Genomic DNA, 11598 nt, shown 5'->3' on the forward strand with positions numbered 1-11598 from the left:
CTTGATGCGTTTTCTCAATACTGTTCAGGGCCGCGATGCGGCCCTGATTGTTGCAGTCACAGCCATTGTCGTGGTGCTGTCGTTTGCGCCGATGCTGCGGCTTGTGCAGGAAGTCGCAGCCCCGCAGGGCGTGTTGTCGACGCAGGCACTGCGGGAGACTTTGGGCGCGCGCGCGACATGGATTGCGACATGGCATTCGCTGCAGATCGGCATTGGCGGCACGCTGCTGTCACTGGTCTTAGGGATTACGGCGGCCCTGCTCGTCGGCATCACCAATATGCGCGGGCGCAATCTGTTCGTGCTGTTTTATGTCACGCCGCTCTTGATCGCACCGCAGGTGACGGCGCTTGCCTGGCTGCAGTTGTTTGGGCCTTCAAGCCAGTTCCTGAAAGTTCTGGGCCTTGCCCCGCCGCTTGGCAGCCGCAATCCGCTTTATTCGGCCTGGGGCATTATCCTGCTTCTTGGCGTGCAATATGGGCCGCTGGTCTTTCTCATCGTACGTGCTGGTTTGCGCAAACTTCCGCGTGAACTGGTGGAGGCGGCCTTGAGTGCGGGAGCCAGCAAATGGACGGTGCTGCGCACCATCATCCTGCCGCTGATGACGCCGGCAATCATAGGGGCTGCGGCGCTCAGCTTTGTCTCCTGCGTCGGCAATTTTGGCATTCCGGCCTTTCTCGGCATTCCGGCAAATTATCTCGTGCTGCCGACGCTCATCTATCAGCGTCTTTCAAGCGGCGGCCCGGCGGTCCTGTCCAATGTCGCCGTCCTTTCCGTGCTGATCGGTCTGATTGCCATGGCAGGCATTGCGGCACAGGATTATGCTGCGCGCCGGCGTGATTTTCGCATTGTCTCGGCCTCGCAGCCTGCGGCTCCCTTTTCGCTGGGGCGATGGCAGTTTGTGGCGGAAATTGCGGCATGGCTTTTGGTGACGGCGGTCCTGTTCCTGCCGCTGATCGGCCTTGCCCTGTCGGCGGTTGTTCCGGCTTATGGTGTGCCATTGAGCTTCTCGACCGCGACGCTCGACAATTTCCGCTTTGTGCTGTTTGAACATGGCGGGGCGGCGCGCGCCTTCCGCAACAGTATTTTCCTGTCCCTGATGGCAGCGCTTTTTGCGGTGCTGATTGCCGTGCCTTTCGCCTATCTGCTGGCATGGCGCAAAAGGCGCTGGACGGCGGTGCTCAATTTTGCTGCCGAAATGCCCTATGCCCTGCCGGGCGTGGTGCTGGCAATTGCCTGTCTGCTGATGTTCCTGAAACCCCTGCCTTTGGTGGGCTTCAGCCTTTACAACACGCTGTGGATCATCCTGTTTGCCTATATTGCGCGTTTCTTTGTGCTGGCGCTGCGGCCAACGGTTGCGGGATTGCATCAGATCGACCGTGCCATGGAAGAGGCCGCGCGTGTTGCCGGGGCCGGGCTGTTTTATCGGCTGCGCAGCATTATATTCCCGCTGGTCGCACCCGCCACCCTTGCCGGCGGCGTGCTGATTTTCATGACGGCCTTTTGTGAGCTCACGGTCTCGGCGCTTTTATGGACGTCAGGGTCTGAAACCTTGGGTGTGGTGATGTTTTCCTTTGAACAGGGCGGAGATTCTGCCTTTGCTTCCGCCATGTCGATTCTGGCGGTGGTTATGACTTTCATGTTGATGCTGGCCACAAATCTGTTTGCTGGGCGTCTTCCGAACGGGGTTCTGCCATGGCGCGATTGAAAATCGATGGTGTTTCCAAGACCTTCAATGGCTTCACGGCACTGTCTGATCTGTCGCTGGACGTCCGGGACGGCGAATTCGTCGCCATTCTCGGGCCGTCTGGCTGCGGCAAGACGACCTTGCTGCGCATGATTGCCGGTTTTGAGGAAGTTGATGGCGGTGAAATTCATATTGGCGATCAGCGCGTGTCGCACAAGAATTTCCATCTGCCGCCGGAAAAGCGCCAGGTCGGCATCGTGTTTCAGAACTATGCGCTCTGGCCGCATATGACGGTCGCGGAAAATGTCGGCTATAGTCTGAAGGTTGCCAAAGTGGCAAAAGCCGAGCGTGAACGGCGCGTTGAAGAAGCGCTGGCGCTGGTTGACCTCAAGGGATTTGGCGATCGGCGTCCGGCGGATCTATCGGGCGGGCAGCGCCAGCGCGTGGCGCTTGCGCGCTGTCTGGTGGCGGCGCCTTCGCTGGTGCTGTTTGACGAGCCGCTTGCCAATCTGGACGTGCATCTACGCGCAGCGATGGAAGATGAGTTTGCGGCTTTCCATAAGCGCACTGGCACGACAATCATCTATATTACCCATGATCAGGCCGAAGCCATGGCGCTGGCCGACCGGATTGCGGTGCTTGATCATGGCAGACTGCAACAGTTCGACAGTCCACGCAAACTCTATGAGGAACCGGCAAGCGAAATGGTCGCTTCCTTCATTGCGCATGGCATGGTGTTGCCGGCAGAAGTTCTGTCCTTTGCCAAGGAGGGCAGATGCGAGGCGCTGGTGCTCGGAACCCGTGCGCAAGTGCGCTGTTCAGGCGTGGAAATGCCGCGCGCCAATGCAAGGCTCTGCGTGCGGGCTGCCGATCTCGAATTGACAGAAACAGGCGGTATTCCGGTCAAGGTGAAGCGTGTCGTCTATCGCGGTGGCGGTTCGCGCATTGAAGCCGCCGCGATTGCCAGGCCAGATATCCAGCTCCATTTCGAGGTGCGCGATCCGGTGCAGCTTGCCGAGGGTGATGAAGTGCGCCTTGCCATTTGCGGCGGCTGGATCATCCCGACCGATGAAATGCCGGTGAGAAAGGCGCCCACCGGCTTTCCGATCAACAACAAGATCTGATCACTTCCTTTTCATCGCCTCAAGGAGTGCAGCACCAAAACCGCCGGTTGCGGGTTGTTCTGCCTTGCGCTGTGGCGCAAAATTTCGGGCCGGGCGCTGGTCGCGGCTGGATGATCCGCGCGGGGCGGGAGTGTCGCCAGCATCCTTGCGCATGGAAAGGCCAATGCGCTTGCGTGCGACATCCACTTCCACCACGCGCACCTTTACCACATCACCAGCCTTGACCACTTCATGCGGATCCTTGATGAAGCGGTCGGCCAGTTGCGACACATGCACCAGACCATCCTGATGTACGCCAATATCCACAAAGGCGCCAAAGGCGGCGACATTGGTGACGGTGCCTTCCAGCACCATGCCGGGTTTCAGATCCTTGATGTCGTCAATGCCATCGGCAAAGGTGGCTGTCCTGAACTCCGGGCGCGGGTCGCGACCGGGTTTTTCCAGCTCGGCAATGATGTCGCGTACGGTCGGCAGGCCGAAGCGTTCATCGACAAAAACACGCGGATCAAGCGCCTTGAGTGCCGCACTGTCGCCCATCAGTGAACGCACATCGCGGCCGCAGGCGGCAACGATCTTTTTTGCCACGCCATAGGCTTCCGGGTGAACGGCGGAGGCGTCCAGCGGTTCATCGCCATTGGGAATGCGCAAGAAGCCCGCGCATTGCTCGAAAGTGCGGTTGCCAAGGCGGGCAACCTTCAACAGTTCCTTGCGATTCTTGAAGGCGCCATGGGCGTTGCGATGGGCAACGATTGCCTCGGCCAGCGACTGGCCAAGGCCGGAAACGCGGGCAAGCAGCGAGGCAGATGCGGTGTTGAGATCAACGCCAACTGCATTCACCGCATCCTCAACCACGGCATCGAGCGCGCGGGCAAGGCGGACTTGGTCAACATCATGCTGATACTGGCCGACGCCGATCGATTTCGGTTCGATCTTGACCAGTTCGGCCAGAGGATCCTGCAGGCGACGGGCGATGGAAATGGCTCCGCGCAGCGACACGTCGAGATCGGGAAATTCTGCTGCGGCAAGCGCGGAGGCCGAATAGACCGATGCGCCTGCTTCCGAGACAATGACTTTCAGCGGCTTTGGCTGCGGCATGTCGTTCAGCATGTCCACGACCAGCCGTTCGGTTTCGCGGCTGCCCGTGCCATTGCCGATGGCAATCAGCTCAACCTTGTGCTTGCGCACAAGGCTTGCCAGTTCGGCCTGCGTGCCGCGCACGTCGTTTTTCGGCGGGAAGGGGTAGACCGTGGTAGTGTCGAGCAGCTTGCCGGTGCCGTCAACCACGGCAACCTTGACGCCGGTGCGGATGCCCGGATCAAGCCCCATCGTTGCGCGCGATCCGGCAGGAGCGGCAAGCAGGAGATCTTTTAGATTGCGGGCAAAGACGTTGATTGCTTCCTCTTCGGCGCGTTCACGCAATTCGCGCATCAGATCGAGCGACAAGGACAATGAAAGCTTGACCCGCCATGCCCAGCCCACAACCTCCATCAGCCAGTGGTCGCCGGGCAGCGTTGCGCCAATATTGTAGGCCGCGGCGATCTTGCGCTCGACGGGCTTGATGGGCGAGGTGTCGTCGGCATCGATTTCGATATCCAGCGAGAGAATATCCTCATTGCGTCCGCGCAACATGGCCAGTGCGCGGTGACCGGCAACCGTTGCCCAGCGCTCGGCATGGTCAAAGTAATCGGCAAATTTGGCGCCCGCTTCCTGCTTGCCATCGACAAGGCGCGAGCGCAGCACGGCATGTTCTCGCATATATTGGCGCAAGGCGCCGAGAAGATCGGCATTTTCCGAGAAAGCTTCGGCAATGATATCGCGCGCGCCGTCAAGGGCTGCCTTCACATCGGCGACCTCGCCGGTGACATAATTTGCGGCAATCTCAGCGGGAACAAGGCTGCGGTTGGCCAGAATGGCTTCGGCGAGAGGTCCAAGCCCGCGTTCGCGCGCAATTTCTGCCCGTGTTCGGCGTTTTGGCTTATAGGGCAGGTAGAGATCTTCCAGCTCGGCCTTGGTCGTGACGCCGGCGATCTTCTGTTCCAGTTCCGGGGTCAGCTTGCCCTGGCTGCGGATGCTTTCCAGAATGGTCGCGCGGCGCGCATCCAGTTCGCGCAGATAGGCAAGTCGCTCCGAGAGCAGGCGCAATTGCGCATCGTCCAGCCCCCCGGTCACTTCCTTGCGATAACGCGCAATGAAGGGAACGGTCGCACCCTCATCAAGCAGGCCGATGGCCGCCAGCACCTGTTCCGGCCTTGCAGTGATTTCCGCCGCTATGATCCCGGCAATGCGCTTGTTGTCGTCTGCCATATTCTTTCCAGTCCTTGAATGTCACGGCGAACATAGTCGGATGTGGATCAGGCGCAATCAAGGCAGGGGCGGTGTTCCACAGGAAAGCATGCAGGATTGCATGCCGTGGTCACGGCAATCAGGGCTGGCATAAATCGAAAAAATTCGATATATAAATCGAAGATAATCGATATATTGATCTCAGGCAGATTCATGAAACAGCCATGACGGATGAACAGCCCATATCACGGGAAGAGATTCTGAAAGCCCTCGCCAATCCGGTCAGGCTGGCGATCTTAAGCTGGCTCAAGGAGCCGGAGAAACATTTTTCTGCGGCTCATATCGCGCCTGAAATGGGGGTTTGCGCCGGTCAGTTTGAACGCTGCGGCCTGTCGCAATCGACAGTTTCGGCACATCTTTCGGTTCTGACCAAGGCGGGGCTGATCACGCCGCACCGTGTGGGGCAATGGACTTTCTACAAGCGGAATGAGGCGGCGATTGCCGCATTCCGCCAATCACTTTCTGATCTATGACATTCATGCCACGTTGAAGGACACGGACCATGCCCACCCTGTTTGATCCCATCACTCTCGGTGATATTACGCTTGCCAATCGCATTGTGATGGCACCGCTGACACGCAATCGTTCGCCGCGTTCCGTGCCGAATGATCTCAATGTTCTTTATTATCAGCAACGCGCAAGTGCTGGTCTCATCATTACCGAAGGAGCCCCCATCAGCCAGCAGGGGCAGGGCTATGCCAATGTGCCGGGGCTTTATGAGGCCGAACAGCTTGCAGGCTGGAAGCGGGTGACTGATGCGGTGCATCAGGCAGGTGGCAGGATCTTCGTGCAGATCTGGCATGTCGGGCGCATCTCGCACACCTCCCTGCAGCCCAATGGCGGCAAGCCGGTTGCACCTTCCGCGATTACGGCAAAATCCAAGACCTATCTTGTCAATCCCGATGGCACGGGCGGCTTCGTGCCGACATCCGAACCACGCGCGCTGGAAACGGATGAGATCGCCAGCATCGTGGGCGACTATGCGCGTGCTGCCAGAAATGCGGTTGAGGTGGCAGGATTTGACGGGGTCGAGATCCATGCGGCAAATGGCTATCTGATTGACCAGTTCCTGCGCTCCGGCAGCAATCAGCGCAGCGACCAATATGGCGGCTCGATCGAAAACCGTGCCCGTTTCCTCCTCGAAGTGGTTGACGCAACCACCAGGGCGATTGGTGGGGCCAAGGTTGGTATTCGTCTGTCGCCGGTGACGCCTGCCAATGACATTTTTGATTCAGACCCGCAGCCGCTGTTTGATTATGTCGTGGAAAGGCTTAGCCCTTATGGTCTGGCTTATCTGCACATTATCGAAGGTTGGACCGGGGCTGAGCGCGATTATAATCAGGGTCCGGCGCCTTTCGACTATGCACGGCTGAAGCAGATCTATCGTGGTGCCGGCGGCAATGGCGCATGGATGGTCAATAATGGCTATGATCTGGCAATGGGCGAGGCGGCTGTCGCATCGGGAGCGGCAGATCTGGTTGCCTATGGTCGTCCGTTCATCGCCAATCCCGATCTGGTGCGCCGCCTGAAGGAAAAGGCGCCGCTCAATGCGCTCGACAAAAAGACGCTCTATGGCGGCGGCTCGGAAGGCTATACGGACTATCCGGCGCTTGCCGGAGTTGAAGGCTGACGAAACAGGCCGGGTTTTCCCGGCCTTTTACTGTCACAGCCGCGCGCGTGTCGAACGCGGGGTGGCAAGCAGCAGGTTGGTTTCGCTTGCCTTGATGCCGGGCACCAGACGGATGCGGCGCAGGACAGCGTCGAGATCGGTCAGCGTTGCCGCACCCAGCTCCACTACCAGATCAAAACGGCCATTGGTGGTGTGGATGGCCGAGACTTCCGAAAAGCCGCCGAGCGCCTTGACCACACGGTCGGCCACATTGCCTTCAATCTCGATCATCATGATGCCGCGCACCGGCAGGTCCACGGCATCGGAGCGCAGGATCACCGTATAGCCGAGAATGTCGCCGTTCTTTTCCAGCCGCTCCATGCGCGCACGCACGGTTGCGCGCGACACGCCCAGATCCATTGCAATGTCGGAAATGCTGCGACGCGCATTATGTCGCAGCACTGTGACAAGCTTTTTGTCCAGTTCGTCCATCAAGCCCCCAAATTGACACGTCAATCCACCATTTTGATAATACATTCCAGTAAAGTTGCCAATCCGCAGGCTTCACTTCGCCAAGCACAGAGGTCATTCTCATCAGGAATGACCCAAGGAGTGAAGGATGCACTGCAAGATATTGGGATTGCCAGTTCAGGAAGGCACGGGGCGTCCGGGCTGCAATATGGGCCCTGATTCCTATCGCGCCGCTGGTATTGCCGATGCCATTCGCGAGCTTGGCCATACATTTGTTGATCTGGGGAATCTGTCGCACGGGCCGGAACGCGCCATCGACCATCCCAATCCGGTGATCAAGTCGCTGCCGGTTGCCGTTTCCTGGATCGAGGCCATCAGCGAGGCAGCCTATCAGGCGAGTGCGGACGGTTTTCCGATTTTTCTGGGCGGCGATCATCTGCTGGCTGCCGGAACCGTGCCGGGCATCACGCGCCGTTCAGCGGAAAATGGCCGCAGGCAATTTGTGCTCTGGCTTGATGCGCATACGGATTTTCACACGCTCGACACGACGACGAGCGGCAATCTGCATGGCACGCCGGTTGCCTATTATACCGGGCAGAAGGGCTTTGACGGCTATTTCCCGAAGCTTGCTGCCGTGGTTGATCCGAAAAATGTCTGCATGATGGGCATTCGCAGCGTTGATCCGGCCGAGCGCGTGGCAATCCGCGACAGCGGCATTACGGTTTATGACATGCGCCAGATTGATGAACATGGTGTCGCCGCCCTGCTGCGCGATTTCATTGCACGGGTCAGGGCAGAAAATGGCGTGCTGCATGTCAGCCTTGATGTGGACTTTCTTGATCCCACCATTGCCCCGGCTGTCGGCACGACAGTTCCGGGTGGTGCCACTTTCCGTGAGGCGCATCTGATCATGGAAATGCTGCATGACAGCGGTCTCGTGACCAGTCTCGATCTGGTTGAACTCAACCCTTTCCTCGATGAACGCGGTCGCACGGCGACTGTCATGGTGGATCTGATGGCAAGCCTGCTTGGACGCAGCGTCATGGACCGCCCAACCATCAGCTATTAGGAGCGAATATGACCAAGACAAATCTCAATATCGTTCCATTTGTCAGCGTTGACCATATGATGAAGCTGGTGCTTTCCATCGGGGTCGAGACGTTTCTGAAGGAACTGGCGGATTATGTCGAAGAAGATTTCCGCCGCTGGGAGCGTTTTGACAAGACGCCGCGTGTTGCCTCGCATTCGATCGATGGCGTGATCGAGCTGATGCCAACCAGCGATGGCACGCTCTATGGCTTCAAATATGTCAATGGCCATCCCAAGAACATGCGCGAGGGCCTGCAGACGGTCACCGCCTTTGGTGTCTTGGCCGATGTCGGCAGCGGCTATCCAATGCTTCTGACCGAGATGACCATTCTGACGGCGCTGCGCACGGCAGCAACCTCTGCCGTTGCTGCCAAATATCTGGTGCCGAAAAATGCCCGCACCATGGCGATCATCGGCAATGGCGCGCAGAGCGAATTCCAGGCGCTGGCCTTCAAGGCCCTGCTCGGCGTCGACAGATTGCGCCTTTATGACATCGACCGCGTGGCGACGGAAAAATGCATGCGCAATCTTGATGGCGCAGGTTTTGAGATTGTGGCCTGCGGCAGCGTTGAGGAAGCGGTGGAAGGCGCATCGATCATCACGACAGTGACGGCCGACAAGGCCAATGCAACCATTCTCACCGACAATATGGTGGGCTCCGGCATCCATATCAATGCGGTGGGCGGCGATTGCCCCGGCAAAACGGAGCTGCATGCCGATATTCTACATCGGTCGGAGATTTTCGTCGAATATCCGCCGCAGACCCGTATTGAAGGCGAAATCCAGCAATTGCCGGCCGATTATCCGGTCAAGGAACTGTGGGAAGTCATCGCAGGCCGGACGCAAGGCCGCACGGACGCAAGCCAGATCACGCTGTTTGATTCAGTCGGTTTTGCGACGGAAGATTTTTCCGCCCTGCGCTATGTGCGCGACAAGCTGAAGGACAAGCCATTCTATGAGCAGCTTGACCTGCTGGCTGATCCTGACGAGCCGCGCGATCTTTATGGCATGCTGCTGCGTTGCGAAAAAAGGCTTAAGGCAGAAGAGGAGGCCTGAGGCCAGTCAGCGACTATAAGGGACGCCGGATGTGTCTTGGAGTGGAGATGCGTCCGGCATGGGTTGCAATGGCCATTTCAAAACTGTCGGCAATGCGCCTTGCCCGGTCGATGAAAATGCGGGCGGCTTCTTCGGGGAAGATATCGCGCGCTGTCTTTTCGAAGATATCCAGCCAGCGGTCGAAATGCGCATTTGCGAGATTGAGCCGCAAATGCGGCGGCATGGGGCGGCCGTCATAACCGCCAGTTTTCAGAATGATCGACGACCAGAAGGCGCTGATCTGCGCAATATGGTGATCCCAATCCTCAACCGTGCTGTTGAAGATAGGCCCAAGCAATTCATCCTGGCGCGCGCGTCCATAGAAGGTGGCGACAAGTGTCCTGATGGACTGCTGATCAATGGCGGGTTGATGTGTCAGGGGCAGTGTGGACATGGCTGTGCTCATGTTTTTCGGACAGGCTTGTCTTCCGGCAGAAGGAACACAGGCTTTTTAGGCGGTTGCAGCCTGCATGTCCATCCCGGCCCCGTCATCCGGGCTGAAAGCAGCAGCCTTGCCAGCCCGTTTCCTGGGCAACAGATCTTGCCGTGTGGGTATGATCTGTTTGAAAGACACAAGTAAAATCAGCGGTTTCGCAACATGCATGTCACAGCATGGGCGAGCAGGGCGCCCAAGTTCTCGATTGTCCTTTCGTCCTGTCCGCTGCGGGTGCGTCGGCTACGGATGGGGAACAGGACTGCGACAAAAGCGGGCGATTATGGAAAAGAGGCACTATAGCGCCGTTTTCTGGGGACAAGCGGTTCTGCCATCCATTCGCGGTAGCTGCCCCATGCGGACGCGGTTGGTTTTGGCCGTGAGATGATGGTGGGTGCGAAGGAAGTTGCGCACCAGCTTCGCCTCGCCGTTTTCCGGGCGCCCCGGGCGGCGTTCACGCCTTCCAGCCGCGGCAGGAACGTATTGAGCCGGTCGATCCGTCTGGCGGGAGAAGCCTTCACGATCAGGTAGAGTTCGCAGTTGGCAGGGAAGATCTGCTTGCCGATATAGGCTACCCCGTCTTGTTCCGGGAAGGCAGCACGATGGTCGGGTGACCGGGTTACGCGGGTCCGCAGCAGGAAAGCCAGCGCTGGCGCTCGCGGCTTCCGGCGTGAGATTGACGCGTTCGAACTTGATTGCGGCAAAGCCACAGAAGAATTCCAACCCGTTCGCCAGCGTATAGGTCGCATCGGCTTTCATGGCGTAGCCGCGGTAGTCCTGGTTGGCGTAGAAGACGCTCCAGGTCGCAGCATCGAAGGCACTCAGCTGGCCGTCACGCATGGCGTTGTAGAAGACGCTGTCCTTGACGCGCAGCTCGTCGGTGAGCTGGGCCTTTACCACCTGCCTCATAGGTCCATGCGATGGATGGCCTGAACGCGGCGTTGCAAGAGCAATGGGCACGTAGTTTGTTCCCTTGTCGAAACCGCTGGATGCATAGTCACGGGCAACCGATGCATAGGACATGATGTCGTCCGTCCACTGGCAGGAGAGCGCCAGCCGTCCGGTGAGATGGCGTTCGATACCTCGCCGTTTCTGGGTGAAGCCTGGCACGTTGAGGTAGAAAGCCGTTGGATGTGTAGTTTCCGCAAGCTCCTGCCTGTCGTGGGCGAGCCCCAGACCGCCTGATAATGTCCACTTGCATTGAGGGGAATGCTTGCATCGCCAAAGACGGCCGTTGTCTGGCTGACGATCCTGTTGTCGATCATGTCATTGGTACGCATGGCAAGCGCGGGTGCAATCGAGATGAGCGTGGACGTGGCCATTTCGCGCCGAGCTTCTGAATGCAAGGTTCTTCTCGTCGCTGACCAGGCACAATCAGCGTTTTTAAACTGGCGCAGCGATCACAACGATTATTGACCACACTCTGGACTCGGCTGGATGAGACCTGCCGGGTGCGCTCAGACAATCAACTTGCGACGTGATGTGGTGCTGCGCAGCCGGAACAGCTCCACACTACAACCCGCCGCTAACGCCCCGAATACAGCAGCCCAAAACCGCTGGAGCGAACTCAAAACTGGATAAAACCTGGCGGCAACGTCACGTGATCCTGTATCGCATGAACAGCACGGGGGCGAACTTCAAGCGGAAACTTGTTTTCTTGCTTGCCGTAAGAGCCCGACCGAAAATTAAGTTGAGCGATTTCAGTAGTTTATGATTCTCTATGTTTGCAAAAACTACGGAGGATCAGATG

Annotated in this window: 10 protein-coding genes and 1 pseudogene; 7 read left to right on the forward strand and 4 right to left on the reverse strand. The window is 58.3% G+C overall.

Annotated elements, in window-relative coordinates:
- The first annotated feature begins 4 nt into the window (after positions 1–4).
- Together ACFO1V_RS11665 and ACFO1V_RS11670 are read left to right on the forward strand one after the other, a co-directional pair.
- Positions 5–1705, forward strand: coding sequence for an ABC transporter permease (locus ACFO1V_RS11665; RefSeq protein WP_374833711.1), 1701 nt, complete (start codon positions 5–7; stop codon positions 1703–1705).
- On the forward strand, positions 1693–2808 hold the full coding sequence (locus ACFO1V_RS11670) for an ABC transporter ATP-binding protein (RefSeq protein WP_374833713.1): 1116 nt from the start codon (positions 1693–1695) through the stop codon (positions 2806–2808). Before ACFO1V_RS11665 ends, ACFO1V_RS11670 begins: the two co-directional genes overlap by 13 nt.
- Here the strand turns inward: ACFO1V_RS11670 and ACFO1V_RS11675 are convergent, their stop codons facing one another.
- Positions 2809–5112 (reverse strand): Tex family protein, encoded by a 2304-nt coding sequence (locus ACFO1V_RS11675; protein WP_374833715.1) that lies wholly within the window; start codon positions 5110–5112, stop codon positions 2809–2811. It lies immediately after the preceding gene.
- 203 nt (positions 5113–5315) lie between these two features.
- Between ACFO1V_RS11675 and ACFO1V_RS11680 the strand changes: the two genes are divergently transcribed.
- Together ACFO1V_RS11680 and ACFO1V_RS11685 are read left to right on the forward strand one after the other, a co-directional pair.
- Positions 5316–5624 carry an ArsR/SmtB family transcription factor gene (locus tag ACFO1V_RS11680; RefSeq protein ID WP_374833717.1) on the forward strand — a complete coding sequence of 103 codons (309 nt, stop codon included), beginning with the start codon at positions 5316–5318 and terminating at the stop codon, positions 5622–5624.
- Positions 5625–5653: 29 nt separating this feature from the next.
- On the forward strand, positions 5654–6781 hold the full coding sequence (locus ACFO1V_RS11685) for an alkene reductase (RefSeq protein WP_374833719.1): 1128 nt from the start codon (positions 5654–5656) through the stop codon (positions 6779–6781).
- Positions 6782–6814: 33 nt separating this feature from the next.
- Here ACFO1V_RS11685 and ACFO1V_RS11690 read toward each other — a convergent pair whose 3' ends face one another.
- Entirely contained in the window at positions 6815–7252 is a 438-nt protein-coding gene (locus ACFO1V_RS11690; RefSeq protein ID WP_374833721.1) for an Lrp/AsnC family transcriptional regulator, read from the reverse strand.
- A 127-nt stretch (positions 7253–7379) separates the two neighbouring features.
- Between ACFO1V_RS11690 and rocF the strand changes: the two genes are divergently transcribed.
- Together rocF and ACFO1V_RS11700 are read left to right on the forward strand one after the other, a co-directional pair.
- Entirely contained in the window at positions 7380–8300 is a 921-nt protein-coding gene (gene rocF, locus ACFO1V_RS11695) for an arginase (RefSeq protein ID WP_374833723.1), read from the forward strand.
- Positions 8301–8308: 8 nt separating this feature from the next.
- A complete protein-coding gene (locus ACFO1V_RS11700) occupies positions 8309–9376 on the forward strand; it encodes an ornithine cyclodeaminase (RefSeq protein ID WP_374833725.1) in 1068 nt (355 codons plus the stop codon).
- 13 nt (positions 9377–9389) lie between these two features.
- Here the strand turns inward: ACFO1V_RS11700 and ACFO1V_RS11705 are convergent, their stop codons facing one another.
- Together ACFO1V_RS11705 and ACFO1V_RS11710 are read right to left on the reverse strand one after the other, a co-directional pair.
- The gene (locus tag ACFO1V_RS11705; RefSeq protein ID WP_374833727.1) at positions 9390–9809 is read right to left on the reverse strand and encodes a group III truncated hemoglobin; all 420 of its coding nucleotides are present in this window, start codon (positions 9807–9809) and stop codon (positions 9390–9392) included.
- A gap of 336 nt (positions 9810–10145) precedes the next feature.
- Positions 10146–10871: a hypothetical protein gene (locus tag ACFO1V_RS11710; RefSeq protein ID WP_374833729.1), complete on the reverse strand. Its 726-nt coding sequence runs from the start codon at positions 10869–10871 to the stop codon at positions 10146–10148.
- Positions 10872–11172: 301 nt separating this feature from the next.
- Here ACFO1V_RS11710 and ACFO1V_RS11715 point away from each other — a divergent pair.
- Positions 11173–11429, forward strand: a pseudogene (locus tag ACFO1V_RS11715) (integrase core domain-containing protein); the annotation flags it as partial.
- Positions 11430–11598: the final 169 nt, after the last annotated feature.

The sequence above is a fragment of the Daeguia caeni genome (genome assembly GCF_042653845.1).
Lineage (GTDB): Bacteria > Pseudomonadota > Alphaproteobacteria > Rhizobiales > Rhizobiaceae > Brucella > Brucella caeni.

What these genes read in the sequence shown, in the direction of transcription:
- ACFO1V_RS11665 (WP_374833711.1), top strand. Translation starts at nt 5, where the DNA reads ATGCGTTTTCTCAATACTGTTCAGGGCCGCGATGCGGCCCTGATTGTT.
- ACFO1V_RS11670 (WP_374833713.1), top strand. Translation starts at nt 1,693, where the DNA reads ATGGCGCGATTGAAAATCGATGGTGTTTCCAAGACCTTCAATGGCTTC.
- ACFO1V_RS11675 (WP_374833715.1), bottom strand. Translation starts at nt 5,112, where the DNA reads ATGGCAGACGACAACAAGCGCATTGCCGGGATCATAGCGGCGGAAATC.
- ACFO1V_RS11680 (WP_374833717.1), top strand. Translation starts at nt 5,316, where the DNA reads ATGACGGATGAACAGCCCATATCACGGGAAGAGATTCTGAAAGCCCTC.
- ACFO1V_RS11685 (WP_374833719.1), top strand. Translation starts at nt 5,654, where the DNA reads ATGCCCACCCTGTTTGATCCCATCACTCTCGGTGATATTACGCTTGCC.
- ACFO1V_RS11690 (WP_374833721.1), bottom strand. Translation starts at nt 7,252, where the DNA reads ATGGACGAACTGGACAAAAAGCTTGTCACAGTGCTGCGACATAATGCG.
- rocF (WP_374833723.1), top strand. Translation starts at nt 7,380, where the DNA reads ATGCACTGCAAGATATTGGGATTGCCAGTTCAGGAAGGCACGGGGCGT.
- ACFO1V_RS11700 (WP_374833725.1), top strand. Translation starts at nt 8,309, where the DNA reads ATGACCAAGACAAATCTCAATATCGTTCCATTTGTCAGCGTTGACCAT.
- ACFO1V_RS11705 (WP_374833727.1), bottom strand. Translation starts at nt 9,809, where the DNA reads ATGTCCACACTGCCCCTGACACATCAACCCGCCATTGATCAGCAGTCC.
- ACFO1V_RS11710 (WP_374833729.1), bottom strand. Translation starts at nt 10,871, where the DNA reads ATGTCCTATGCATCGGTTGCCCGTGACTATGCATCCAGCGGTTTCGAC.